Origin of the sequence: Streptococcus sp. Marseille-P6264, from assembly GCF_902460355.1 — a bacterium.
GTDB lineage: Bacteria > Bacillota > Bacilli > Lactobacillales > Streptococcaceae > Streptococcus.
This window is the reverse complement of the sequence record NZ_CABPTO010000007.1, coordinates 23879-50206: the sequence shown is the minus strand read 5'-3', so window position 1 is coordinate 50206 and position 26328 is coordinate 23879. Positions and strand designations below refer to the sequence as shown.

The following is a 26328-nucleotide window of genomic DNA, read 5'->3' as shown; positions in this document are numbered from 1 at the left end:
TCCTAATTTCTGAAATCCTCATCGCGGAAATGTGTTTTGTAGAAAATAATCACCAAATAAAGAACAAACAAGATATTTTGGACGGTGATAATCGTAGGCAGGCTTTGCCCAAATAAGCCGCAGATAAGTCCGATAATCGTTGGTAATCCTAGGCAGTTGAGGATAAAATGATAGCATTCTTTAAAGGTTTTAAAAGAAAATAACCGTGATTTCTTGGTCAGATAGAGCAAGAAGGAAGCACCGATCGCTAGAAAGGCAAAGTTGATGCTAAAGAGGAAGCCTGCGGAGAGGACTAGAAAGAGGCTAATCACCAAGCGGTTTTGTTGGAACCAATCTTTAGAAATAGCTTTAGTCAGGGCTTCTTTGCTTTTCAGAGCCTTCTGGTCAATAGCTTGGTAGCGGATATTGGTCAGTTCTTTTCCTTCTTTAGTGATTTTAAGATTTTCTTTGTCGAAGTAAAGCGTCAGCTCCTTGCCTAATTTAAGCTCCTCGTGATGGCCGATAATGACGGTCCCAGCGGCATTGCGATGAATTCCTTCAGGATTTTCAGTGGTCAGCACATGGTCTTTCATCTGGGCATGATGGTCAAAGTCAATCATCACGTCTTCATCTAGAGTGTCAAAAGCCTTATCAACAAAGGTATCCAGAGCATAGCTCGTCAAAGACGCTGTCTGAATAGCCACAGGAATCAAAGACAGAGAAATCAAAAAGATGCTGGTAAAGATGAGCTGGAACCAGCTAAGCATCCGACGATTGGCGAAGGTTTTTCTAAAACCAATCAAGCTCGAAAAATAATTAAAAGGATAAGGTAACATAGCTGCCTCTTTCTAAAATTATAATCAGGTGGTGGCCAATAAAGAACTTATTGGCTGCCATATAACTATAATTGTCTTTAAATCAAAAACAGGGTGGGACAAGATTATCCCTTGTCTCCACCACTTGTTAAACCAGATACAAAATTCTTTTGCAGGAAGAAGAAGAGAATACAGATTGGTAGGGCAGTGAGAATTGCACCGGCAGCAAAGAAGGCAATTTTTTGATTCTTGACATCGCTGACGAAGGTACGAAGACCAACTGCAACCGTATAAAATTCTTTTTCACGAAGAAGGAAGCTAGAGAGGATGTAGTCTCCGAAAGGTCCCATGAAGGCCCAGAGAGCTTGCACAGCAATCATTGGACGAACGAGAGGCAGGACAATCTGCCAGAAACGTCTGAAATGACCAGCACCGTCTAATTTAGCTGACTCATCCAGAGACATAGGAACGGTATCGAAGTATCCTTTCATCAACCAAGCATTCATTGGAATACCACCACCCACATAAAGGAAGATGAGGAACCAGCTTTGGTTAAGGGCATTGAGCATCAGCGCCATAACGAAGAAGGCGGTCAGAGCTGCAATGGTTGGTACCATTTGGATAATCAAGAAGAAGACCAAACTTTGCTTTCTAGCGATGAAATTGTAACGGCTATAAGCATAGCCTGCAAGTACCACTATACTGGTTTGGACAATCATTGTCAAGACGGCAATGATGATAGTATTAAAGTACCATGTACCATATAGAGTCTCTGAGAAGAGACGAGAGAAGTTTTCCAGACTAAAGTTGATGTCTGTGTCTAGCTTGAAGGCTACGACATTCCCCGTCTTGAAAGCAGACATGATCGTGATCAAGAGCGGGTAGAGAATGATAATGGAAAGCACTACAAGGTAGAGATAGGTCAAACTATGGTTGATAAAACGTTTAAATTTAACAGAACTATTCATCTTATACATCCTCCATATCAAATGCGTGTAGTTTCTTGAAGGCAATCATAGAGATAGAGATGACGATGATGGAGATGATGAGGGTAACGGCCGCCGCCATTGAATATTGTGGTGCTGTACCTGTGGTCAATCGATAAATCCAAGAGATCAGGATATCAGTTGAACCGGCTCCTCCACCGACACTACCAGGACCACCTGCATTGAAGAGGTAGATGATTGAGAAGTTATTAAAGTTAAAGGTGTATTGACTGATCAAAGTTGGTGCCGCAACTGCCAAGATCATTGGGAAAGTGATGTTGCGGAATTTCTGCCAAGCATTGGCTCCGTCGATGTAGGCTGCTTCGTAAAGGTCATTTGGAATAGACTGCAAAATACCCAAGGTCAGGACGTAGATATAAGGGAATCCAAGCCAACCTTGCATCATGATAAGGGCAATCTTAGTCCAAGTCGGATCAGTCTTCCACGGAATCAGATGTCCATTCAAGAAAGGAAGAACCTTGCCGAGAAGTGGGATAACCTGAGTATTGATGGCCCCGATACTATCGTTGAACATATTTGAGAAAGTCAGGATAGTGATAAAGGCTGGAACTGCCCAAGGAAGCAAGAAGATAACACCGAAGATGCGTTTTCCTTTGATGAATGGTTGGTTGGCAATAATAGCAGTGAAAATACCGATTACGATTTGTAAAGTAGAGGCTGCCAGTGCCCAGATGATAGTCCAAGTCAAGACAGAACCAAAGGCCGCACGGAAGGTGCTCAATTGCCAAATGTTAGCAAAGTTGGTAAAGCCAACCCAATCCAAGAGTTTATTTGGTGGCAAGTGTTTGAAATCATAGTTTGTAAAGGCGATCAAGAGTGTTACCAATACAGGGAAAATGATGGCAAAGGTCATCGCCAAATAAGAAGGAATAATCAGCAAGTAAGGGAAGCCATTTTCATAGATTCCGTTCGTCATTTCCTTTAAGGTAGTATGAACAGGATAATCATTGTTCCACTGCTTGGCAACTGTACGGGCATCCTTCAAGTTAAATCCATAGAAAATCAGGAAAAATGCCACAAGGATGAGGTGGAAGGCACCGCGGATCAGCATGAAGAGTGAGTTGTCCCCACGGACTTCACCAAGAGTGATGAGATTTTCAATTTCTGGTAGGGCAATAGCTACGAAATAAGCTAAAAATGCAACCGTAACCCCAAGAAAGATGTATCCTTTGGCCTTTTGATCATTATAGATTTGCCCCAACCCTGGAATGAGGGAGCGCAACATGGCTTGTTTGGGATCTTTTTTTGTCATTGTAGTCTCCTTAGATACGAGAAAGATTGAGGAAGTGTAGCAAGTACAAGTCCTAATCCGAGTTTTTCTTATTAGAAGATAGAATAAAGCCTCATTCTATCAAACAAGGGGTAGGGAAAATTCCCACCCCTTTATTTTAGTCTGCTTATTTGTTGCCGAATTTTTGATCGATAGTTTCTTTGATCAATTTAACAGCATCTTCAGCTGCAGTTTTAGCATCTTTCTTGCCGCTTACAGCATCGAAGAGCATGTTCTTAGCTGGATCCCAAACAGTACTCATTTCAGAGATGTTTGGCATTGGTTCTGCAGATTTAAATTGTTTAACAACCGCGTCTGTCAATTCATCTTTCTTGCTTACAGCGTATTCACGTGCTTCTGTGTTAGCAGGAACTTCGTTTGTTGCATCGTAAAGAGCTTTTTGTTGTGCAGTTGATGCAAGGAAGTTAACGAATTTTTGTGCGCCGTCAACGTTCTTAGAACCAGCAGGGATGACCCAAGCTTTACCACCACCAAAGGCTTTGTATTCTTTTCCGTTTGGAAGTGTTGGGATAGTTGCTACGCCGTAGTTTACTTTAGCTTCTTTAAGAGATGCAGCTTTCCAAGGTCCGTCGATGATTGCAGCAGTTTTTCCACCTTGGAATTGAGTTTGGATCAAGTTAGAAGCGCCTTCTGTATCTTGCATACCTTTAGGCCATTTTTCATACCAAGTTTTAGCGTATTCAATTCCTTTGATAGAACCTTCGTTAGCCAAACCGATATCTTTAGGATCTGTACCGTCTTTACCGAAGACATAAGCACCGTTTCCAGCAAGAAGACCGTAAGCGTAGTAGAAGTTTGTCCAGTCAGCGAGGAATGCAGATGTTTTGCCATCTTCGCCTTCGAAAGCATACTTGCTATCTTTAGCCAACTCTTCAAGTTCAGCAAATGTTGTAGGAGCTTTTTGGATCAAGTCTTTGTTGTAGTACATTACCAAAGTCTCGATAACAGCAGGAGCACCGTAAGTAGTTCCATCGATTGTTACAAGAGATTTAGTAGTGTCATCAGCTTTTGCATCTTTGCCCAACTCAACTTCTGAAAGCTGTCCGTCAGCACCTAGGCTTCCTACGCGGTCGTATGGTGCCATCATAACATCTGGAGATTTACCAGATTGGTTGTCAAGTGAAAGGTTATCAAGACCTGTAAGAGCATCACCAGTTTTGATAGTGACCTTTGTTCCGGTTTCTTTTTCATAAGCCTTCGCAGCTTCTTCCATGTAGCTCTTGTAGCCTTCGTCTACATATGCAGTGAGCTCATTGCTTGCAGCAGTTTCTTTTTTAGAAGATTTGCTACCGCAGGCTGTCAAAATAAAACCTGCTAAAGCAACAGTACCGAGAACAGCAACGCTCTTCAACATTTTGTTTTTCATGATTATTCCTCCTAAAGAATAAAAATATAATATCATCTAAGAACACGCTTGCATAGCGCAAACGTTTTCTTGAATTTAAAATAATTTTAGCACAAAAGGTAAACGCTTGCAAGCGTTTTTAAGAAAATTTTAAAAAATTTTTAAGGAAAGAATGTTAATTTAGATAATATATAAGGAAAGAAAATGGAAATCTATGGTATAATAAATAAAAAAAGTTTTTTAAAAAGCTTGCACTTGAAAAAAAAATAGGTTATAATTCAAGCAACGCAAACGTTTTCGCTAAATAAAGTAGGAAACAAGCATGAAAAAATTTTTGAGGTGTTACATATGAAAGCGAGACAAAGTGGTGTATTGATGCACATTTCCTCTTTGCCAGGCAAGTACGGGATTGGTTCTTTTGGTCAGTCTGCCTATGATTTTGTGGATTTCTTAGTTAGAACGAAGCAACGTTATTGGCAAATCTTGCCTTTGGGAACTACCAGTTATGGTGATTCTCCTTACCAGTCTTTCTCAGCCTTTGCAGGAAATACTCACTTTATTGATTTAGATTTCTTGATCGATGAAGGCCTGCTGACAGAAGAAGATCTAAAAGATGTTGATTTTGGTGATGATCCAAAAGCTGTGGATTATGCAAAAGTATTTGAAGCACGTCGTCCTCTTTTGGAAAAAGCGGTTGCTCGTTTCCTTGAAGTTGGCGATCTTGACAAATTCCGTCACTTTGTTGCGGAAAATGCAGCTTGGTTGGAGCTTTTTGCGGAATACATGGCTATTAAAGAGCATTTTGATCTGAAAGCTTGGACAGAATGGCCAGATGAAGCGATTCGTCGTCGTCAACCAGAAAGCTTGGCTAGCTACCGTGAGAAATTGGCAGACAAGCTGGAGTACCATCGTGTAACTCAATATCTCTTCTTTAAACAATGGCTAGAACTCAAGAAATATGCCAATGACCATCACATCGAAATCGTTGGAGACATGCCAATCTATGTAGCTGCTGACAGCGCAGATGTTTGGGCTCAGCCTCACTTCTTCAAGACAGATAAGCAAGGTCGCCCAGTCAAGGTTGCTGGCTGCCCACCAGATGAATTTTCAGAGACTGGCCAATTGTGGGGTAACCCAATTTATAATTGGGATGCCATGGATCAAGATGGTTATGCTTGGTGGATTGAGCGTCTTCGCGAAAGCTTTAAGATTTACGACATTGTTCGGATTGACCACTTCCGTGGCTTTGAGTCTTATTGGGAAGTGCCAGCTGAGTCTGACACAGCGGCTACTGGTCACTGGGTCAAAGGTCCAGGTTATAAGCTGTTTGCCGCAGTGAAAGAAGCTTTAGGTGATTTGAACATTATTGCAGAGGACCTTGGATTCATGACGGATGAAGTCATTGAATTGCGTGAACGAACTGGCTTCCCAGGTATGAAGATTCTGCAATTCGCTTTCAATCCAGATGATGAAAGCATCGATAGTCCACACTTGGCGCCACATAATTCTGTAATGTACACTGGTACTCACGACAATAATACTGTATTGGGCTGGTATAAGGATGAGATAGATGATCCAACCCGTGAATACATGGCTCAGTACACCAACCGCAAAGAATACGAAACGGTGCCACATGCAATGCTTCGTACAATCTTTGCTTCTGTTAGCTACATGGCTATCGCGACAATGCAAGATTTGTTAGAGCTAGATGGCTCTGCCCGCATGAACCTGCCTTCTACAATTGGTGGTAACTGGGCATGGCGGATGACAGCTGAAGAGCTAAATCCGATTGTGGAAGGTCAGCTTTATCATTTGACTAAGGTCTATCGTCGTCTGAATACGGACTTACTTTCATAAGACAATAAATTTCAATATTTTCTAATACTAGGAGAAAACATGTCAAACTTACAAACATATATCCAAAAAACTTATCAAAAGCAAATTGCTGATTGTAGCAATGAAGAGCTTTATCTGGCTCTCTTGAACTACACAAAATTAGCGAGCGCTCAAAAGCCAGTCAATACTGGTAAAAAGAAACTCTACTACATCTCTGCTGAGTTTCTGATTGGTAAACTCTTGTCAAACAACTTGATTAACCTTGGTCTTTACGACGATGTGAAAAAAGAACTTGCCGCTGCTGGTAAAGACTTGATCGAAGTTGAAGAAGTAGAATTGGAACCATCTCTTGGTAATGGTGGTTTGGGCCGTTTGGCAGCCTGCTTCTTGGACTCTATCGCAACCTTGGGTCTCAATGGTGACGGTGTGGGTCTTAACTACCACTTCGGTCTTTTCCAACAAGTTCTTAAAAATAATGAGCAAACAACTATTCCAAACTTCTGGTTGACAGAGCAAAACTGGTTGGTTCGCTCAAGTCGTAGCTACCAAGTGCCATTTGCACACTTTACCTTGACATCAACTCTTTACGATATTGATGTTCCTGGTTACAAGACAGCTACTAAAAACCGTTTGCGCTTGTTTGACTTGGATTCAGTTGATTCTTCAATCATCAAAGAGGGAATCGAATTTGACAAGACAGATATCGCTCACAACTTGACTCTTTTCCTTTATCCAGATGATAGTGACAAGCAAGGTGAATTGCTCCGTATCTTCCAACAATACTTCATGGTTTCAAACGGTGCACAATTGATCATCGACGAAGCAATCGAAAAAGGAAGCAACTTGCATGACCTTGCAGACTATGCAGTTGTACAAATCAACGATACTCACCCATCACTGGTTATTCCTGAGTTAATCCGTCTTTTGACTGCACGTGGTATCGAGCTTGATGAAGCAATCTCAATCGTGCGTAGCATGACTGCCTACACAAACCACACTATCCTTGCTGAAGCCCTTGAAAAATGGCCTCTTGAATTCTTGCAAGAAGTGGTTCCTCACTTGGTACCAATCATCGAAGAATTGGATCGTCGTGTCAAAGCAGAATACAAAGATCCAGCTGTTCAAATCATTGACGAGAGTGGCCGTGTTCACATGGCACACATGGATATCCACTATGGCTACAGCGTCAACGGGGTTGCAGCACTCCACACTGAAATCTTGAAGAACTCTGAGTTGAAAGCTTTCTACGATATTTATCCAGAGAAATTCAACAACAAGACAAATGGTATCACATTCCGTCGTTGGCTCATGCACGCTAACCCACGTTTGTCCAGCTACTTAGATGAACTTCTTGGTCGCGATTGGCACCATGATGCTGCTAAGTTGGAAGGTCTACTTGACTTTGCTGGCAAGCAAGAAGTGAAAGAAAAGCTGGAAGGCATCAAGTCTCACAACAAGCGTAAATTGGCTCGTCACTTGAAGGAAGCTCAAGGTGTAGAAATCAATCCAGATTCTATCTTTGATATCCAAATCAAGCGTCTACACGAGTACAAACGCCAACAAATGAATGCATTGTATGTCATCCACAAGTACTTGGACATCAAGGCTGGTAACATTCCTGCTCGCCCAATCACTGTCTTCTTTGGTGGTAAGGCAGCGCCTGCTTACACAATTGCCCAAGACATCATTCACTTGATTCTTTGCTTGTCAGAAATCATTGCGAAAGACCCAGCAGTGGCACCACACTTGCAAGTGGTTATGGTTGAGAACTATAACGTTACAGCATCAAGCTTCTTGATTGCAGCTGGTGATATTTCTGAGCAAATTTCACTTGCTTCTAAAGAAGCTTCAGGTACTGGTAACATGAAATTCATGCTCAACGGTGCTTTGACACTTGGTACTATGGATGGTGCTAACGTGGAAATCGCTGAGTTGGTTGGCAAAGACAACATCTACATCTTTGGTGAAGATTCAGAAACAGTTATCGACCTTTACGCAAAAGCAGCCTACAAATCAAGTGAATTTTACGCTCGTCCAGCTATCAAACCGTTGGTTGACTTTATCATCAGCGATGCGGTTCTTGCGGTAGGTAAGAAAGAACGTTTGGAACGTCTTTACAACGAATTGATTAACAAAGACTGGTTCATGACGCTTCTTGACTTGGAAGACTACATCAAAGTTAAAGAGCAAATGCTTGCTGACTACGAAGACCGCGATGCATGGTTGGATAAAGTGATCGTTAACGTTGCAAAAGCTGGGTTCTTCTCAGCAGATCGTACAATCCAACAATACAATGACGAAGTATGGCATTTGGATAACTAATAAATTGAATAACTTAAAAAGCCTAGACAGTCCTGTCTGGGCTTTTCTCGTGTTAGAAGACTCGAGTAAGTAGCCTTGGAGGATAAGCTTTTCTGGTAGATAGAGCTTTTAAAATCGTAGCAGACCTTGTCTCTTGTCAGTCTTTTCTTTTGGGTGTATAATAGGAAAAAGTATTTCTTTACAGGAGGTTGTTATGAAAAAGAAACCAATTTATCTCTATGTCTTACTGGGGTTAGAAACAGTAGGCACTTTGTGGGGGCTTATTTCGAAGTTCTCCTCTTCAAATGATGCCGTGGAAACCTTGCTAAAAGGGGTTAATGAGCCAGCAAAATCTCAGTATGCAACTTACTTTAGTAAGAGCGCTGAACTGTCAGGTTCGCTAATAAATAATATTTTCTTTTATGTTGGCTTGCTTCTTTTGATTGCAGCTTGGTTCTTTGTTTTTAAGAAAGATATTTTCAAAGCAAATCTTATTTACATCGCGAACGTTCTTATTGGCCTGATTGGAACAGCGTATGGTTATGTGGTAGCAAAAGGGATTGCAACGTCTTCTTTTTCAGATCCATCCTTACTCTCATCTCAGCTGCTGGGACTGAACTTCACTATTGGCTTCTCTGTTGTGATTAGTCTTATCTTCCTTTCCATCGTTATCTTTAAGTTGATCAAGCAGCAAAAGGAAGCTGAGAGTGTAGAAGTGGCTGAAGAAGATTAAGATTTAGCAAATAACATTTACTGCTGATAAGCTAGATAAGCGGATAAATGTTATTTTTTGGAATGGAGCAAATAAACATGAAAGTTTCCTTAGTTTATATCAGCTTGAGTGGCAATACAGAGAGTTTTGTCCGTCGTTTGAGCGACTATTTATTAGAGCAGCATCCGAGTTTAGAAATTGAGAAAATTCACATCAAAGACTTAGTGAAAGAGGGGCATCCGTTCTTTGAAATGGCCAATCCCTTCATCACTTTTCTACCGACCTATCTGGAAGGTGGTAATGGTGTGGATAATGGCGATGTCGAAATTCTCACGACGGATGTAGCCGATTTTATTGCCTATGGGCAAAATGCTAGCAAGTGTTTTGGAGTTGTTGGAAGTGGCAACCGTAATTTTAACAATCAATACTGTCTGACCGCTAAGCAGTATAGCCAACGTTTCGGTTTCCCGATTTTAGCTGATTTTGAAATGCGTGGTATGCTAGGCGATATTAAAAAAGTAGCTGGCATTATCGAGGAATTGTACGGAATAAAAGCATAAGTAAAAAGCCGTTCGATCAATATTTTTGACCAAGCGGCTTTTGTTTCTATTCTTGACTTGTTTGCTTGCCGGCGATAGTTTCGACCAGCTCTTTTGAATATAAAATTCCTAAACGGTAGTTTTTGTTAACGTAAGCTATAAGGTCATTTTGGTTTTCACTAGTAGCCATTTTTTCTTGGAGTTCTTGTCGAAAATGATCACTTTTTAGGAGTTCCTGCTGCAGCAAAATCTGCAACTTTACCTTTTCTCTTTTGTTGTACAAAAAGAGAATGACCAAGCTAAGGGCAACTAAAATATAAGCAGTTTCATTCATAAAATATCTCTTCCTAAGAAAACCTCCCAAAACTGGAAGGTTTGTGTAGGGTTACATTTTTTCTGGTGCTTCTACACCAAGCATGCGGAGAGCTTCCTTCAGTACAACAGCAGTAGTATAGCTGAGAGCTAGACGGCTGTCGCGTTCAGGATTTTCATCCAAGATGCGAGTGTGAGCATAGTATTTATTGAAAGCTTGAGCTAGGCTGATCGCGTATTTGGCAATCAGAGAAGGTTCAAAGTTATCGGATGCACGTTTGACTACGCGAGCGAAGTCTTGGAGAAGTTTGATAATTTCCCAACTTTCAGCATCGTTGAGATTGTAGTTAGCATCAAGACTTGGCTTGAAGTCTGCTTTGCGCAGGATAGACTGGATACGCGCGTAGGCATATTGCACATACGGTCCAGTTTCACCTTCAAAGGAAACCATGGCTTCCAAATCAAAGTCATAACCATTGCGGCGGTCAGTCTTAAGGTCGTAGAATTTAACGGCACCGACACCAACTGCATGGGCGACAGCTTCTTTGTTTTCCAGATTTGGATTTTTCTCTTCGATTTGAGCTTTTGCACGGCTGATCGCTTCTTGCAGAGTTGGTTCCAGAAGGATGATGTTTCCTTTACGTGTTGAAAGTTTTTGGCGGTTCTTCGTAACCAGACCAAAGTCCACGTGGATCATGTCATCGCTCCAGTCAAATCCCATCTTCTTAAGGACGGCCTTGAGTTGACGGAAGTGGTTTGATTGTTCTTGACCAACGACATAAACGTTCTTGACGAAGTTGTAAGTGCGTGCACGGTACATAGCAGTGGCAATATCACGGGTGATGTAAAGTGTAGCACCGTCTGATTTTTTAATCATAGCTGGTGGGAGATTGACATCATCCAAGTCTACAATGCTAGCGCCTTTTGATTCTTTCAGGAGACCCTTGTCTTCCAGAATTTTCACGGCCTCGTCCATCTTGTCATTGTAGAAGGCTTCTCCGTTTAAGCTATCGAATTCAACGCTGAGCAATTCATAGATGCGGTTAAATTCAACGAGACTTTCGTCACGGAACCATTGCCAGAGTTCTGTTGCTTCTGGATCGCCATCTTCCAGTTTCTTGAACCAGAGGCGGCCTTCGTCGTCCAAGGCTGGATCGTTTTCGATTTCAGCATTGATGCGGACGTAAAGTTGCAAGAGTTCATCGATTGGGTTGGCTTCAACGGCTTCCTTGTTGCCCCACTTCTTGTAGGCAACCATGAGAAGACCGAATTGCTTGCCCCAGTCACCTAAGTGGTTGATCTTGATGGTATTGTAGCCCATCTTGCGGAAGATATTAGACAAGGCATCACCGATAACGGTTGAACGCAAGTGACCGACAGAGAAAGGTTTTGCAATGTTAGGGCTGGAAAGGTCAATTGTGATATTTCCGCCCTGACCTTCGTTCTGTTGACCATAGTCAGCGCCTTCCTTGATGACTTCTTTGATAACTTGATCAGAGATTTTAGCTTTGTTGAGGAAGAAGTTGACATAAGGTCCAGTTGCGACAACTTTTTCAAAATGACTTGGGTCGATCTTTTCAGCAATATACGCAGCGATAGCTTGAGGAGCCTTGCGTTCTACTTTTGCAAGTGAGAAAGCTGGGAAGGCAATATCTCCAAGATCGGAACTTTTCGGTTGCTCTAGTAGGTTAGAGATAGCGGTTTGGTCCAAGCTGTCAATAACTTTAGCCAACTCGCTAGCGATTAATTGTTTATTATCCATATTTGCTCCTTTGGGTCTTTTGTTACTATTCTATCATATTTTATGAGGAATCTTCAATTTTTTTGGTATAAGATAGATTTTTTGATATAATTGAGAGTATAAATATTCAGTCAATGAGGTCGAGTATGAGAAAAAGCGAGCGTCATCAGCTTATTAAATGGATGATCAAGGAAGAAAAGTTAGGAACACAAAAGGATATTCAAAAAAGACTGGAAGACGAGGGGATATTTGTAACCCAAACAACCCTCTCGCGGGACCTAAGAGAGATTGGCCTGACCAAGCTGAAGAAAGACGGGCAAGTCTACTATGTGCTGGCTCATGAAGCAGAGGAGTTGGACTTAGCTGGATTTTTGGCCAGTCATGTTCAGGCTGTTTCTAGAGCGGAGTTTACGCTGGTTTTCCGTACAGGACTGGGCGAAGCGACGGTCTTGGCAAATGTGGTAGATGGTTCGCTGGATAGTCGGATTTTAGGAACCGTTGCAGGGGCCAATACCTTGCTTGTGATTTGCCGGGATCAGGAAGCGGCTAGAGAAATCGAGATGAGTGTCAAAGAAAGTATGGAATAGCCAAAAGCTTAGATTGACGGAGAGGTTTGAGACGGAAGTCCTGACCTCGTTTATTTTTAGAAAGGATAGAGATGGCAGTAGAAAAGTTATCGCCAGGCATGCAGCAGTATTTGGATATCAAAAAGGACTATCCAGATGCTTTCTTGCTCTTTCGGATGGGGGATTTCTATGAGTTGTTTTATGATGATGCGGTCAATGCCGCCCAGATTTTAGAGATTTCTCTCACCAGCCGCAATAAAAATGCTGAAAATCCCATTCCCATGGCTGGAGTTCCCTATCATTCGGCTCAGCAGTATATTGATGTTTTGGTCGAATCAGGCTATAAGGTAGCGATTGCGGAGCAGATGGAAGATCCCAAGGAAGCCAAGGGAGTTGTTAAGCGGGAGGTCGTTCAGGTTATCACGCCGGGGACGGTGGTGGACTCCACTAAGCCGGATTCTGCGAATAACTTTCTGGTGGCTCTGGATTACTCAGGCGGCCTCTATGGTCTGGCTTATATGGACTTGGTGACCGGTGAGTTTCAGGTGACCAGTCTAGAGGATTTTGCCTTGGTCTGCGGGGAAATCCGCAATTTGAAAGCTAGGGAAGTGGTGCTGGGCTATGCCTTGCCGGAAGCTGAGGAGCAGGTTTTGGCTGGACAGATGAACCTTTTGCTGTCCTATGTACAGGCGGCCTTGGACGATGTCCAGCTGCTGGGCGAGGAACTGTCTCCTATGGAGCGTCAGGCAGCGGGGAAATTGCTGGAGTATGTGCACCGGACCCAGATGAGGGAGCTCAGCCATTTGAAGAAGGCCCAGCATTATGAAATCAAGGACTTTCTGCAAATGGATTATGCCACCAAGGCGAGTCTGGATTTGACAGAAAATGCTCGCTCAGGCAAGAAGCACGGCAGTCTTTATTGGCTGATGGACGAGACTAAGACGGCCATGGGCGGTCGCATGCTGCGCTCTTGGATTCAGCGTCCGCTGATTGATGAAGCGCGAATTAGCCAGCGGCAGAATGTCGTCGAGGTTTTTCTAGATCATTTCTTTGAGCGAAGTGATTTGACAGAAAGCCTCAAGGGAGTCTATGATATTGAGCGGTTGGCCAGTCGAGTTTCCTTTGGTAAGACCAATCCCAAGGATCTGCTGCAGCTGGCAGCAACATTGAGCAATGTGCCTCAGATTAAGGCTATCTTGCAAGGGATTGGCAGTCCGCATCTAGCTCGTTTGATTGAGGGCTTGGATCCTATTCCAGAGTTGGCAGTCTTGATTAGCTCGGCCATTTCGCCGGATGCACCTCATATCATCACTGAGGGCAATATTATTCGGACTGGTTTTGATGAGACCTTGGATCAGTATCGGCTTGTGCTGAGGGAGGGGACCGGATGGATTGCAGAGCTGGAAGTTAAAGAACGTGCCAACAGTGGCATCAGCAATCTGAAGATTGATTACAACAAAAAAGATGGTTACTATTTCCACGTAACCAATTCCCAGCTGGCTCATGTGCCTAGTCATTTCTTCCGCAAGGCGACCCTGAAAAATTCTGAGCGTTTCGGAACGGAGGAGCTGGCACGAATTGAAGGTGAGATGTTGGAGGCGCGTGAAAAATCTGCCAACTTGGAATACGAGATTTTCATGCGGATTCGCGAGGAAGTTGGCAAATATATCCAGCGCTTGCAGGCCTTGGCACAAACGCTGGCAGCTGTGGATGTCCTGCAGAGCTTTGCTGCGGTGGCAGAACAGCAGCATTTGGTGCGTCCCGTCTTTACTGCGGAGCGCCGTCTGCAGATTGAAAAAGGTCGTCATCCTGTTGTGGAAAAGGTCATGGGTGCCCAAAGCTACATTCCAAATAGTATTCTGCTGGATCAGGAAACAGACATCCAGCTGATTACTGGGCCTAATATGAGTGGGAAATCGACCTATATGCGCCAGCTGGCGATCATCGTCATTATGGCTCAGATGGGCTCTTATGTGCCCGCTCAGTCTGCCAGTCTGCCACTATTCGACGCGATTTTCACGCGCATCGGTGCAGCGGATGATTTGGTGTCTGGCCAGTCCACTTTTATGGTGGAGATGATGGAGGCCAATCGGGCCATTCGGCAGGCCAGCAAGCGTTCGCTCATTCTCTTTGATGAGCTGGGCCGTGGGACGGCGACTTACGATGGGATGGCGCTGGCTCAGGCTATTATCGAGCACATTCATCACTATACTGGGGCCAAAACCCTCTTCGCCACCCACTATCATGAGCTGACAGCCTTAGAGGATAGTCTGGAGCATTTGGAAAATGTCCATGTGGCAACCTTGGAAAAGGACGGACAGGTGACTTTCCTGCATAAGATTGAGCCGGGTCCGGCTGACAAGTCCTACGGAATTCATGTGGCGAAGATTGCCGGACTTCCTGAGAAATTACTAGAGCGGGCGGATAACATTTTGAGTCATTTGGAGAGTCAGGACACTGGACTAGGCTCAGAGCTTCCTGCTGCATCCAGACCGAAGCAGTCACAAGTGGCTGAGCAGATGTCTCTTTTCGCAGAAGGACCGGAAAATCCAGTCCTGAATGAACTACGAGACTTGGACATCTATAATATGACTCCCCTGGAAGTCATGGCAGCGGTAGCCGAGCTCAAGAAAAAGCTGTAAAAACAAGAGGCTGGGACAAAAGTCCTAGCCTCTCAATTGTCTTTGGATTGTCGAGCAAGACGCAGTGGTTGAGTGGGCTCTACTAGGCTGATTTCATCAGCTTTTACAGCCCTACTCAACTGTGCGGAGGTGGGACGACGAAATCGAATTCTAACGAATTATCGATTTCTGTCCCACTCTCTTTTATTTCTCACGATTTGCTAGACAAATTGCTATTGATCTTTTGAATTTTGCGGTAGGTGTGGTAGTAGATGATTCCTGAAATAATTAGATAAATGAGGGTGAATTCCCCGACGGCAGTCAGTGTTAGGCTGAGTATTTTTTCTCTTGGGAAAAATCCAGCTAGATTAGCCAAAAGTGCAAAGCTCAGAATCATCACACCATAGTGGCTGACGATGGAGCGCAGGATGCTCCAGTCTTTTTGGAAGAAACTTCCGCTCCACCTAAAAATAGCTCCCATGATAAACCAGATAAGCAGACAGTAGAGCATGATGAGGGAAACATGGACATGCTGGCTCAAAAAGAAGTGGCCGATAGGAGAGCGAGGGTGCAGCGGTAGATAAGCTGGATTGTAAAAATAAGAAACAATCATGGAGAAGAAGAGACCGATGAAAATCCCTCCAATCCCTCCGAAAAAGAGTTTTTTAAGACGAGTTTTCATAATTGCAACCTTTCTTTGATAGATTTGAGATAACGGCGAGACGAGTATGTCTGGTCGCCGTTTTTCAGAAATATTTGGATCAGGCCATTTGGAGTCAGCTTGAGATGGCTGATTTGTCGACTGTTGATAATCTCCGATTGAGAAATCTGCAGAAAATAGTCCGGCAGGACCTGCAGCAACTGATAAAGAGCTTGTTGAGCTCGGTAGCCGTCTTTTGCTGTTCGGACTCGGACCTGACGATTTTCTGTATAGATTCGGTGGATTTCCTTAGCATCCAGCAAATAGATTTCGTCCTCTTTCTTGACATGAATCTTGTCCTCTTTGCCTAGATGTTGAGCAAAGTGGACCAATTCCTGAATACTTTCTGTCATGATGCGAGCCTCAATGCTGACGGAGTCCTCGGTGACTTGAGAATCGATTCTTAGCTTAACTTTCATAACTTCCTCCTTTCCCCTTTATTAAACCGCAACTTAGCAGCGAAAACAAGCCCTTTTGTCTATGTGGCAGCTATTTGTGTCTATCTGGTTGGGCTGGCGAGCAGAATGGTCAAGACAAGGCTGCCCTCTGCTAGAAAGAGTCCAATGTGTTATAATAGATAGCAGAACAAATACGGAGAACAAGATGTCAAAAATTATCGAACTTCCAGAAATTCTGGCCAATCAGATTGCGGCCGGTGAAGTCATTGAGCGGCCTAGCAGCGTGGTCAAGGAGCTAGTGGAAAATTCAATTGATGCGGGTGCAAGCCAGATTACCATCGAAATCGAAGAGGCCGGACTCAAGAGCATTCAGGTGACGGATAATGGCGAGGGCATTGACCACCAAGATGTCCCTCTGGCCCTTCGACGCCATGCGACCAGTAAAATCAAGAAGCAAGCGGATCTCTTTCGGATTCGGACGCTGGGTTTCCGAGGTGAAGCTATTCCTTCCATTGCTTCTGTCTCACGTTTTACCATTGAAACAGCGACTGAATCTGGCCAGCACGGGACTCTGCTAGTTGCCCAAGGCGGTGAGATAGAAGAGCACGAGCCGACCAGCAGTCCGATAGGAACGAAAATCAAGATAGAAGATCTTTTCTTTAACACCCCAGCCCGGCTCAAGTATATGAAGAGCCAGCAGGCTGAGCTGTCCCATATCGTTGATGTGATTAATCGGCTTAGTCTGGCCCATCCGGAAGTGGCTTTCACCCTTATCAGTGACGGCCGCGAAATGACACGGACTGCCGGCAGTGGCAATCTGCGTCAGGCTATTGCGGGCATCTATGGTCTGGCAACAGCTAAGAAAATGGTGGGAATCTCTGCTTCGGATTTGGATTTTGAGGTGAGTGGCTATGTTAGTCTACCTGAGCTGACTCGTGCGAATCGTAACTATATTACCATCCTCATCAACGGCCGCTATATTAAGAATTTCCTGCTCAATCGTGCTATTTTGGACGGCTACGGCAGCAAGCTTATGGTAGGTCGCTTTCCACTCGCGGTCATCAATATTCAGATTGATCCCTATCTAGCTGATGTCAATGTTCATCCGACCAAGCAGGAGGTGCGCATTTCTAAAGAGCGCGAACTCATGGCCTTGATTTCACAAGCCATTGCGACTAGTCTCAAGGAGCAGGACCTTATCCCAGATGCTTTGGAAAATCTAGCCAAATCAACTGTTAAGCGTGCCAATAAGCCTGAACAGACCAGCCTTCCCCTTAAAGAAAATCGCCTCTACTACGATAGGGAGCAGAATGATTTCTTCCTCAAGCCGCAGGTGGCTGAGCAGCAGCTATTCTTTGAAGAATCAGCGGAGCCTGTTCATGAAGCGACAGATGAAAAAGCAGAACCGCCACAATCAACTTCGGTCAAATTCGCAGAGAGAAAGCCAGTCAGCTATGACCAACTAGACCATCCAGAGCTAGACCAGGCCAGTCTGGAGCGGGCTGTGGATAAGTTGGAACAGGAAGAGAAATCAAGCTTCCCAGAGTTAGAATATTTCGGCCAGATGCATGGTACCTATCTCTTTGCTCAGGGCAAGGGCGGTCTTTACATTATTGACCAGCATGCTGCTCAAGAGCGGGTCAAGTATGAGTATTATCGGGAGAAGATTGGGGATGTGGACAATAGTCAGCAGCAGCTCTTGGTGCCCTATATCTTTGAATTTCCAGCAGACGATATGCTGCGAATCAAGCAGCGGATGGAGCTATTAGAAGATGCTGGCATCTTTTTAGAAGAGTACGGAGCCAATCAATTTATCCTCCGCGAGCATCCCATTTGGTTCAAGGAAGAGGAGATTGAAGCCGGCATCTATGAAATGTGTGATATGCTTCTCCTGACCAAGGAAGTTTCCATCAAGAAATATCGAGCAGAGCTGGCCATTATGATGAGCTGCAAACGCTCCATCAAGGCTAACCACAATCTGGATGACTATTCTGCGCGTGACTTGCTCTTTCAGCTGTCCCAGTGTGATAATCCTTATAACTGTCCACACGGCCGGCCGGTCTTGGTCAACTTTACCAAGTCGGATATGGAAAAAATGTTCCGCCGCATTCAGGAAAATCATACTAGCCTGCGGGAGTTAGGGAAATACTAAACTTTATAGAAGATCAAACAGCCCTAGTCATAGAACTAGAGCTGTTTTGAATTTTTGAGCTGAACTTGCGTTCCAGCAAGAAAATCGGCTAGATGGCGTTTGTCCTTGCAAAGAAGTCCCATCAGCAGAAAAATCAAGAAGAGAATACCTGCTGAAGTTGACAAGAAAATTGACAAAGCATCTGCTTGATAAGCACTACGAATAGCTCCCATATGTCCCAGCTGCCAAGGGAGAAACTTGATAGCAGACCGCAAAAGACTGTGGGCAAGGCTCCTATGTTTGTAAACCAACTGTAAACCTGCCAAACGCTTGCCAAAACTTCCTTTTCTATAGTCTAGCCAAGCAAAGATAATAGTTAGAGGCAGGACTGAGGTAGAAAAAGCCAGAAGCTGGCTCTGGGCTTCAGTGAATACAGGAATGTCCCCTAGAACCAGATTATAAAAGCCCATAGCTAGTAAAAAAGAGAAATTAGATAGAATGAGATGAAGAGTCAGTCTCCAATCAGTTCTTTCAGACGAGTTTTGACAGGTATGGGATTGTCAGTTTTTAGCTTCATCTTGAGCACCTTCTTTCTTAGAATCCTCATCAAAGCCGATAACCTTGTCCAGATACTTTTCCTTAATCTTTAGCGCCTTGTTAATAGCCATTGCTGATGCGACTAGGAGGAAAAAAGTTAGCCAGACTAGGGCAGTGAATTTTGCTGGAAAGATAGAACCTGCGGAAAAGAGATAAATAGCCAAGGCTGATACAAGAATATACAAAATATGCCAGAAGCCATAAGATTTTACTTGCTTATAGTAGCGGTCTTTTTCGTCTTCTGAGAGGACGGGTTTTATTTCCGACTTGTCACTGTCTTCTAAAAGCAGATAGTCTGTCGTAACCTGGAAAATCTTGCTCAGTTCTACAATTTTTTCCAGCTCGGGCAGTGCTTGGCCAGATTCCCACTTGGAAATGCTCTGGCGAGAGACATTGATTTGTTCAGCCAGTTTTTCTTGTGACCAGCCTTTTTCTTTTCTTAGTTCAAATAATTTATCAGCGAGTTTCATGATTGTAGCCTCCTTTTCTTTGCTAACTCTATCCTAACAGGTTTTATTTATCTTGAGAATACAGCTTCCTGTACATTTTGTCAACCACCGGTTGCACTTCTGTTTGCAGTTTCCAGGCAGAAAATATGATATACTAGATAGGCAAAATGATACAAAAAGAAGGAAGATTATGTACGAATATTTTAAAGGAATCATCAGCAAAATTACAGCCAAGTACATCGTATTGGAAGTCAACTCTATCGGCTATATTCTTCATGTGGCCAATCCTTATGCTTACTCAGGTCATCTTCATCAGGAAGCCAAGGTCTATGTTCACCAAGTGGTAAGAGAAGATGCGGAACTCTTATATGGTTTTGCAACCGAGGAGGAGAAGCAACTTTTTCTCAACTTGATTTCAGTCTCAGGTATTGGCCCAGTGTCTGCCTTAGCTATCATTGCGGCTGATGATAATGCTGGCTTGGTACAAGCCATTGAGCAGAAAAACATCACCTACCTGACCAAGTTTCCTAAGATTGGTAAGAAAACAGCCCAGCAGATGGTGCTGGATTTGGAAGGGAAAGTGGCAGTAGCTGGTGACGAACTTCCTGCCAAGGCTGCAGTGCAAGCTAGTAATGAAAACCAAGAGCTGGAAGAAGCTATGGAAGCTATGCTGGCTTTAGGCTACAAAGCTGCGGAACTTAAGAAAATCAAGAAATTCTTTGAAGGAACGACGGATACAGCAGAAAACTATATCAAGTCTGCTCTCAAGATGTTAGTGAAATAGGAGGAAGATATGACCAAACGTTGCGGCTGGGTAAAAATGAATAACCCCTTGTATGTGGCCTATCATGATGAGGAGTGGGGCAAGCCTCTCCATGATGATCAGAAATTATTTGAATTGCTCTGCATGGAGACCTATCAGGCCGGACTTTCTTGGGAGACCATTCTGAATAAACGCCAGGCTTTTCGGGAAGCTTTTCATTTCTATGACGCCCAGAAAATTGCCCAGATGACGGATGCAGACCTGGCTGCTCTTTTGGATAATCCTAATATCGTCCGCAATAAGATGAAAATCTATGCGACTAGGGCTAATGCCCAAGCTTTTTTGGCTGTTCAAAAGCAGTTTGGCTCTTTTAATGACTATATCTGGTCCTTTGTCGATTTCAAAACGATTGACAATCAAATTACGAACTACAAGGAAGCCCCAACTAAGACAGAGCTATCAGAAACCATGTCCAAGGCGCTGAAAAAGCAGGGCTTCAAATTTGTTGGTCCAGTTTGTGTCTATTCATTCCTAGAAGCAGCTGGCCTTATCAATGACCATGAAAATAATTGTGATTGGAAGTAGAACAATGAAAACAAGAAAATTTCTCCTTATTTTTATAAGCCTCTATACAATCTTCTTTTTAGGTAGAGGCTTGCAACTGCTTGGGATAAATTGGTTGATTTACCCAGTTTATTTCCTTTTATTTATCTTGGGAATCTTAGCTTATCAGGAAGAATTAAAGGAGCAGCTAGCCTTGATTCTGACTAAAAAGAAGGAATTTCTGAAAACGATTTCCTTGTATATGGTCTTTGTTTTCCTCTTGTCTATTGCCTGCAACCTGCTTTCAGCCTTCATCAAGTACAGTCTGGGCTTGCCGCTGCAGGGACAGAATGAAGCCAATATTCAAGGTGCCTTGTTGAAAAATCCATTTCTAATCTTGGTGATCGGTTGCTTTATCGGGCCAATCGTTGAAGAGTTTTTCTTCCGTCGCTTTTTCCTAGGCACTTTCTTGGCAAAATTCTCTAACTGGCTAGGTATTGTGTTAACCACCTTTCTATTTGCCACCCTTCATATGCACAGCTGGGACTTATCAGAGTGGGTGACAGCTATTTCCTACATTGCTGGGGGTCTTCTTCTCTCGATCCTATATCTGAGAAAGGACAAAAATATCTGGTATCCAATTGTCCTCCATTGTTGCAACAATATCATTGCTTTCATTATTACCTTATTGACTATAAATTAATAAAAACCTAGAAGTTCAAAACTTCTAGGCTTTTATAATCTCTACTCTCTTACTCCTCTTTCTGCATCCAAATCTTTTCCTTGATAAAGATGCGCAGTTCGTAGAAAAGCAAAAAGAGAGTGGAGATGAGGAAGCCAGCCATAAAGATATGATGCAAATAGGCAAAAATAGCAATCTCAACCAAAACGGAGAAGAGGTAGAGAATGACCAGATAGTGCCATTTCTTGGCCTTGCTGTCTTCGATAACCTTTTTCTCCAAGCGCCCATCCTCCTTGATGAGTGTGTCCAGACTGATATCAAACTCCCGACTGATAGCGATGAGATTTCCAATATCAGGGATACCTTTTTCGCTTTCCCAGCGGGCAATGGCGGAGCGGGAAACCTTGAGTCTTTCTGCTAAGGCTTCCTGAGTGAGTTGATGTTGTTGACGAATATCTTTGAGAACTTGAGAGATTTCCATGATGTTTCCCTTTCTAACGAAATGAATAAATTACTTTTTACGCCCTTTTCATTTTTATTATAAAAAGAAAAGTCTCCTTTGCCAATAGCATCTGCCTAACAATCCAGTTATTCTCCATAACAAACAGATTTTCAAAAGTTATCCACAGGATGTTGACAACTTTGTCAATCAAATTGACAACTCTTTTTATTTCCTGAAAAGAAAATCACCTTTTTTAAGATTTTTTGTGATAAAATAAAGCCAATTCCGAATAGTAAGGTAGGAGGTTCTATGAAAGCAGAGATTATTGCTGTGGGCACCGAGATTCTGACAGGTCAGATTGTCAATACCAATGCCCAATTTTTATCTGAAAAGCTAGCTAGTCTAGGAATTGATGTCTATTTTCAGACAGCAGTGGGGGACAATGAAAATCGTCTTCTCTCCGTCTTAGAAATTGCCAAAGAGCGCAGTGATTTAATTGTCCTGACAGGAGGCTTGGGGCCAACGGAGGATGATTTGACTAAGCAGACCTTGGCTAAGTTTATCGGTCGAGATTTGAGCTTCGACCCAGCGGCTGTGGAAAAGTTGGATCGTTTTTTTGCCAGCCGACCAGATTATGCCCGAACGCCCAACAATGAGCGTCAAGCCCAGATGGTCGAAGGCTCAACTCCGTTACCAAATGCAACAGGTCTGGCCGTTGGTGGTTTACTAGAGGTTGATGGAGCGACCTATGTGGTCCTGCCAGGACCGCCTAGTGAGCTCAAGCCCATGGTTAATAACGAGCTGGTTCCCCTCTTATCCACAGGCCAGAAATTGTATTCACGGGTGCTGCGCTTCTTCGGTATCGGCGAGAGTCAGTTGGTGACTATTCTGGCTGAGATGATTGATCAACAGAGTGATCCGACTATTGCACCTTATGCAAAGACAGGGGAGGTGACTCTGCGCTTGTCTACCAAGGCTCTGAGTCAGGCTGAAGCAGATGCCAAGTTTGAGGCTGTGGAAAAGTCAATTTTGTCTCATAAGACTTTTGAGGGGCAGCCTTTGTCTGAGATTTTCTACAGTTATGGGGATGACAATTCGCTTGCTCAAGTTGCCTTTGATCTGCTCAAGAGTCAAGCCAAGACGATTTCGGCGGCGGAGAGTCTGACAGCAGGCCTCTTTCAAGCGACGTTGGCAGATTTTGCTGGTGCCTCTTCCGTTTTTTCAGGTGGCTTTGTCACCTATAGCATGGAGGAAAAGAGCCGGATGCTGGATATTCCGTTGGTAGACTTGGAGAAGCATGGAGTTGTTTCAGCTTTTACGGCAGGGAAAATGGCAGAGCAGGTTAGAAAGCTAACCGAAAGCGACTTAGCTGTCAGTCTGACAGGTGTGGCTGGCCCAGATTCGCTGGAAGGCCATCCAGCTGGAACTGTTTTTATCGGCTTAGCGAGTGAATCAGGAACGGAAATGATTGAGGTCAATATTGCTGGTCGCAGCCGACGGGATGTGCGGAAGATTGCCGTCATGCACGCCTTCAACCTCGTACGAAAAACTTTATTAAAAGACTGATTTTTGGTATAATAAACAGATGGCCAAAAGACATTTTAGAAAAAAACAGGAGAAATAAATGGCAAAAAAACAGAAAAATTTGGATGAAATTACAAAGAAATTTGGAGATGAACGCCAAAAAGCTTTGGACAATGCCCTAAAAAACATTGAAAAAGACTTTGGTAAGGGAGCCATTATGCGTCTGGGCGAGCGAGCTGAGCAAAAGGTTCAAGTCATGAGTTCAGGCTCTCTGGCTTTGGACATCGCCCTCGGTGCGGGTGGCTATCCTAAGGGACGGATTATTGAGATTTACGGCCCAGAGTCTTCTGGTAAGACAACCGTTGCCCTTCACGCAGTGGCTCAAGCTCAAAAAGAAGGTGGGATTGCAGCCTTTATCGATGCAGAGCACGCTTTGGATCCGTCCTACGCTGCAGCTCTGGGTGTAAACATTGATGAATTGCTGCTGTCTCAACCTGACTCTGGGGAGCAAGGTCTTGAAATTGCTGGTAAGTTGATTGACTCTGGTGCAGTTGATTTAGTCGTTATCGACTCGGTTGCAGCCCTAGTACCTCGTGCGGAAATCGATGGGGATATCGGTGACAGCCATGTTGGCTTGCAGGCTCGGATGATGAGCCAAGCCATGCGCAAACTGTCTGCTTCTATCAATAAAACCAAGACGATTGCCATCTTTATCAACCAGCTACGTGAAAAAGTTGGTGTTATGTTTGGAAATCCTGAAACAACACCAGGTGGACGTGCCCTCAAGTTCTACGCTTCAGTGCGTCTGGATGTCCGTGGCAATACCCAAATCAAAGGTACGGGTGATGCGAAGGATACCAATGTCGGTAAGGAAACCAAAATCAAGGTCGTTAAAAACAAGGTGGCTCCACCATTCAAGGAAGCCTTTGTGGAAATCATGTACGGAGAAGGTATTTCTAAGACAGGCGAGCTGATTAAGATTGCAACTGATTGGGATATCATTAAAAAAGCGGGTGCTTGGTACTCCTACAACGATGAAAAAATCGGCCAAGGTTCTGAAAATGCCAAGAAATACTTGGCTGATCATCCAGAAGTCTTTGACGAAATCGACCGTCAAGTTCGTGTACGATACGGTTTGATTGAAGATGATGAGCCAGCAGAAACTGCGAAGGGTAAGGCTGAGGCTCCTATTGAAAAGTTGGAAGAAGTCACTCTTGACTTAGATGATGCTTTTGACATTGAGGAATAATTTTTCAAAATAGGTCGCAAGACCGATGGTTTTTGTGGTATAATATACTACGATAGTAGTATCGTGTAGCGAAAGGAGTACTTGCATGATCACAATTTATACGGTTTCAAGTTGTACTAGCTGCAAAAAAGCAAAGACCTGGCTAAACGCCCATCAATTGACTTACAAGGAGCAAAACCTTGGTAAGGAAGGAATTACCAAAGAAGAAATTCTTGATATTTTAGCAAAAACTGAAAATGGCATTGCCAGCATTGTATCTTCAAAAAACCGTTATGCAAAGGGACTCGGTGTTGATATTGAAGATTTGAGTGTAAACGAAGTTATTGACATTATCATGGAAACACCGCGGATTCTGAAAAGTCCGATTTTGGTGGATGACAAGCGTCTCCAAGTTGGTTACAAGGAAGATGATATCCGTGCCTTCTTACCTCGTGCAGTGCGCAATGTTGAGAATACAGAAGCTCGCTTACGAGCAGCTCTATAATTAGATAAGGAAAGGCGCCTTTTAGGCTGCCTTTTTTCTGTCTCAGTACCTAAAAATGATTGACAAGCGGTTAAACTATGATACAATATCTCTGAGGAGGACGGAACGTGAAGAAATTTTTACTAATTTTTGGCTTAGCAGCTGTGATATTGACTGGCTGCGCTCATAAGAAAGCGGACAAGCCAAAGGGGAAAAAAGAGGAAATTACAACTAATCTTCCCATTATCAGTCAGGCTGAAAAGCAGGAAGTCATCACCAAAAAACTAGTTTTTCCAAAAGATGAGCAAGGAATTCAATCTAGTCAAATTATCACTTATCAAGGGAAACGTTTTATCAAGGTGATGATGGAGAGAATTACTCCAACGGATGATAGTATCAAAAATGCTATTAAAGAAGTGGGGCTGGAGGAGACTCAGCGACTTTTGGATGAATCAATGCAAAAGGATACGGACTATACTCAAGCAAAAACTGTTGCTGGTTTCACTGGAACCGTTCAGATTCTTAATGAAAATGAACTGAAAATCACGTCAACTTACGATTTTGACAATTTGGATATTGAAAAGGCACTCACTTTAAATTATTTTAAAAATAGCAATCTAAAAGAAATGACAAAGATGCCACCTGAAGAATATATCAATAATTTATTGATAAACGGGGCTGAGGAGCAACGGTAAGGAAGCTTCTTGTCAATTATAGAAAACCAAAAAGGAGAAAGAAATGAAAAAATCAGTAGTACTTTTAATGGCTAGCTTGGCAGTGTTGACAGCTTGTGGACAACAATCACATAGTGGAAAAGCTGGTAGCAATCAGTCTGTTCAAAGCAAGACAAAAGATAAATCGGTTACCAAGTCTTATCAGTTAAATCAAAAGGTACAAGGCCTTGATCAAACGATGACCTTGACAGTTACCTACGCGGGCAAGAAGTATGAAAAAGTGAATATTGCTATTTCACAAAATTTGCCAGAAGAAGCTAAGTCTGCCTTAGCTGGTCAAGACTTGTCCTCTCTGCAAGAAGAGGTGAGCAAGAGCTTCAAGCAAAGTTCAGGAGTGGATAAACTTGAACAAGTAAAAGGTATTCAAGTGAATGTTAAAGTGACCGAAAAAGGCACTGTTGATATTGATTTTATTATCGATCCGACAAATCTTGATTATGATGCGGCTTCTAAAGTACCGACCTATGGGCCAATCTTTAGCCAAATGAAGTCTCAGACTCCAGAAGAATTTATCAAGTCCTTCCAAGATGAAGGGGGCAAGGAAATTAGCAATCCGTCTTAATATTTCTGATGAAAACCAGTCTTTGA

The 26328-nt window shown here is 43.3% G+C and carries 25 protein-coding genes and 1 pseudogene; 15 read left to right on the top strand and 11 right to left on the bottom strand.

Features of this window, described 5'->3' with window-relative positions; all coding sequences use genetic code 11:
• Positions 1-2 precede the first annotated feature (2 nt).
• The 4 genes from FZ941_RS09070 to FZ941_RS09055 form a co-directional block, all read right to left on the bottom strand.
• Positions 3-815 carry a DUF1189 family protein gene (locus FZ941_RS09070; RefSeq protein ID WP_148887642.1) on the bottom strand — a complete coding sequence of 271 codons (813 nt, stop codon included), beginning with the start codon at positions 813-815 and terminating at the stop codon, positions 3-5.
• Positions 816-919: 104 nt separating this feature from the next.
• Positions 920-1762 (bottom strand): sugar ABC transporter permease, encoded by an 843-nt coding sequence (locus FZ941_RS09065; protein WP_005592080.1) that lies wholly within the window; start codon positions 1760-1762, stop codon positions 920-922.
• A 1-nt stretch (position 1763) separates the two neighbouring features.
• Positions 1764-3053 (bottom strand): carbohydrate ABC transporter permease, encoded by a 1290-nt coding sequence (locus tag FZ941_RS09060; protein ID WP_015605972.1) that lies wholly within the window; start codon positions 3051-3053, stop codon positions 1764-1766.
• A 145-nt stretch (positions 3054-3198) separates the two neighbouring features.
• On the bottom strand, positions 3199-4458 hold the full coding sequence (locus tag FZ941_RS09055; protein ID WP_148887641.1) for an extracellular solute-binding protein: 1260 nt from the start codon (positions 4456-4458) through the stop codon (positions 3199-3201).
• A 318-nt stretch (positions 4459-4776) separates the two neighbouring features.
• Here FZ941_RS09055 and malQ point away from each other — a divergent pair, with 318 nt between their 5' ends.
• The 4 genes from malQ to nrdI all read left to right on the top strand — a co-directional run bounded on the left by malQ (position 4777) and on the right by nrdI (position 9846).
• Positions 4777-6294, top strand: a complete 1518-nt coding sequence (gene malQ, locus FZ941_RS09050; protein WP_262366294.1) for a 4-alpha-glucanotransferase — start codon at positions 4777-4779, stop codon at positions 6292-6294.
• Between the two features lie 39 nt (positions 6295-6333).
• A complete protein-coding gene (gene glgP, locus FZ941_RS09045; RefSeq protein ID WP_148887639.1) occupies positions 6334-8595 on the top strand; it encodes a glycogen/starch/alpha-glucan family phosphorylase in 2262 nt (753 codons plus the stop codon).
• A gap of 193 nt (positions 8596-8788) precedes the next feature.
• Positions 8789-9307: a lantibiotic ABC transporter permease gene (locus FZ941_RS09040; protein WP_148887638.1), complete on the top strand. Its 519-nt coding sequence runs from the start codon at positions 8789-8791 to the stop codon at positions 9305-9307.
• A 62-nt stretch (positions 9308-9369) separates the two neighbouring features.
• The gene (gene nrdI, locus FZ941_RS09035; RefSeq protein WP_398587589.1) at positions 9370-9846 is read left to right on the top strand and encodes a class Ib ribonucleoside-diphosphate reductase assembly flavoprotein NrdI; all 477 of its coding nucleotides are present in this window, start codon (positions 9370-9372) and stop codon (positions 9844-9846) included.
• Positions 9847-9892: 46 nt separating this feature from the next.
• Here the strand turns inward: nrdI and FZ941_RS09030 are convergent, their stop codons facing one another.
• Together FZ941_RS09030 and argS are read right to left on the bottom strand one after the other, a co-directional pair.
• On the bottom strand, positions 9893-10159 hold the full coding sequence (locus tag FZ941_RS09030) for a MarR family transcriptional regulator (RefSeq protein ID WP_148887636.1): 267 nt from the start codon (positions 10157-10159) through the stop codon (positions 9893-9895).
• Positions 10160-10210: 51 nt separating this feature from the next.
• On the bottom strand, positions 10211-11899 hold the full coding sequence (argS, locus tag FZ941_RS09025) for an arginine--tRNA ligase (protein ID WP_148887635.1): 1689 nt from the start codon (positions 11897-11899) through the stop codon (positions 10211-10213).
• A gap of 125 nt (positions 11900-12024) precedes the next feature.
• Between argS and argR the strand changes: the two genes are divergently transcribed.
• On the top strand, positions 12025-12465 hold the full coding sequence (argR, locus tag FZ941_RS09020; protein WP_148887634.1) for an arginine repressor: 441 nt from the start codon (positions 12025-12027) through the stop codon (positions 12463-12465).
• Positions 12466-12536: 71 nt separating this feature from the next.
• On the top strand, positions 12537-15086 hold the full coding sequence (mutS, locus tag FZ941_RS09015; protein ID WP_148887633.1) for a DNA mismatch repair protein MutS: 2550 nt from the start codon (positions 12537-12539) through the stop codon (positions 15084-15086).
• 190 nt (positions 15087-15276) lie between these two features.
• Here the strand turns inward: mutS and FZ941_RS09005 are convergent, their stop codons facing one another.
• Complete coding sequence (locus tag FZ941_RS09005) at positions 15277-15747, bottom strand: DUF3021 family protein (RefSeq protein ID WP_148887632.1); 471 nt, start codon at positions 15745-15747, stop codon at positions 15277-15279.
• Positions 15744-16184, bottom strand: a complete 441-nt coding sequence (locus FZ941_RS09000; RefSeq protein ID WP_148887631.1) for a LytTR family DNA-binding domain-containing protein — start codon at positions 16182-16184, stop codon at positions 15744-15746. The genes FZ941_RS09005 and FZ941_RS09000 overlap by 4 nt, the downstream gene beginning before the upstream one ends.
• A gap of 184 nt (positions 16185-16368) precedes the next feature.
• Here FZ941_RS09000 and mutL point away from each other — a divergent pair, with 184 nt between their 5' ends.
• A complete protein-coding gene (gene mutL / locus FZ941_RS08995) occupies positions 16369-18315 on the top strand; it encodes a DNA mismatch repair endonuclease MutL (protein WP_148887630.1) in 1947 nt (648 codons plus the stop codon).
• Positions 18316-18350: 35 nt separating this feature from the next.
• Here the strand turns inward: mutL and FZ941_RS08990 are convergent.
• Positions 18351-18871, bottom strand: a pseudogene (locus FZ941_RS08990) (RDD family protein).
• On the bottom strand, positions 18855-19361 hold the full coding sequence (locus FZ941_RS08985; protein ID WP_148887629.1) for a helix-turn-helix domain-containing protein: 507 nt from the start codon (positions 19359-19361) through the stop codon (positions 18855-18857). Before FZ941_RS08985 ends, FZ941_RS08990 begins: the two are co-directional and overlap by 17 nt.
• Before the next feature lie 169 nt (positions 19362-19530).
• On the opposite strand from FZ941_RS08985, the gene ruvA reads away from it, so the two are divergent.
• Genes ruvA through FZ941_RS08970 form a run of 3 tightly spaced genes read left to right on the top strand, consistent with a single transcriptional unit; the run spans position 19531 to position 21349 of the window.
• The gene (gene ruvA, locus FZ941_RS08980) at positions 19531-20124 is read left to right on the top strand and encodes a Holliday junction branch migration protein RuvA (protein WP_148887628.1); all 594 of its coding nucleotides are present in this window, start codon (positions 19531-19533) and stop codon (positions 20122-20124) included.
• Positions 20125-20133: 9 nt separating this feature from the next.
• Positions 20134-20688 (top strand): DNA-3-methyladenine glycosylase I, encoded by a 555-nt coding sequence (locus tag FZ941_RS08975; RefSeq protein WP_148887627.1) that lies wholly within the window; start codon positions 20134-20136, stop codon positions 20686-20688.
• A 4-nt stretch (positions 20689-20692) separates the two neighbouring features.
• Positions 20693-21349 carry a CPBP family intramembrane glutamic endopeptidase gene (locus tag FZ941_RS08970; protein ID WP_148887626.1) on the top strand — a complete coding sequence of 219 codons (657 nt, stop codon included), beginning with the start codon at positions 20693-20695 and terminating at the stop codon, positions 21347-21349.
• Positions 21350-21398: 49 nt separating this feature from the next.
• Here FZ941_RS08970 and FZ941_RS08965 read toward each other — a convergent pair whose 3' ends face one another.
• Positions 21399-21809: a helix-turn-helix domain-containing protein gene (locus FZ941_RS08965; RefSeq protein WP_148887625.1), complete on the bottom strand. Its 411-nt coding sequence runs from the start codon at positions 21807-21809 to the stop codon at positions 21399-21401.
• Between the two features lie 270 nt (positions 21810-22079).
• On the opposite strand from FZ941_RS08965, the gene FZ941_RS08955 reads away from it, so the two are divergent.
• From FZ941_RS08955 to FZ941_RS08935, 5 genes are all read left to right on the top strand, one after another.
• On the top strand, positions 22080-23336 hold the full coding sequence (locus tag FZ941_RS08955) for a competence/damage-inducible protein A (protein WP_187418413.1): 1257 nt from the start codon (positions 22080-22082) through the stop codon (positions 23334-23336).
• Between the two features lie 58 nt (positions 23337-23394).
• A complete protein-coding gene (gene recA, locus FZ941_RS08950) occupies positions 23395-24543 on the top strand; it encodes a recombinase RecA (protein ID WP_148887623.1) in 1149 nt (382 codons plus the stop codon).
• 85 nt (positions 24544-24628) lie between these two features.
• Positions 24629-25027 carry a transcriptional regulator Spx gene (gene spx, locus FZ941_RS08945; RefSeq protein WP_005591493.1) on the top strand — a complete coding sequence of 133 codons (399 nt, stop codon included), beginning with the start codon at positions 24629-24631 and terminating at the stop codon, positions 25025-25027.
• 107 nt (positions 25028-25134) lie between these two features.
• A complete protein-coding gene (locus FZ941_RS08940) occupies positions 25135-25701 on the top strand; it encodes an SP0191 family lipoprotein (RefSeq protein WP_148887622.1) in 567 nt (188 codons plus the stop codon).
• 43 nt (positions 25702-25744) lie between these two features.
• Complete coding sequence (locus tag FZ941_RS08935) at positions 25745-26302, top strand: SP0191 family lipoprotein (RefSeq protein WP_148887621.1); 558 nt, start codon at positions 25745-25747, stop codon at positions 26300-26302.
• The last annotated feature ends 26 nt before the right edge of the window (positions 26303-26328 follow it).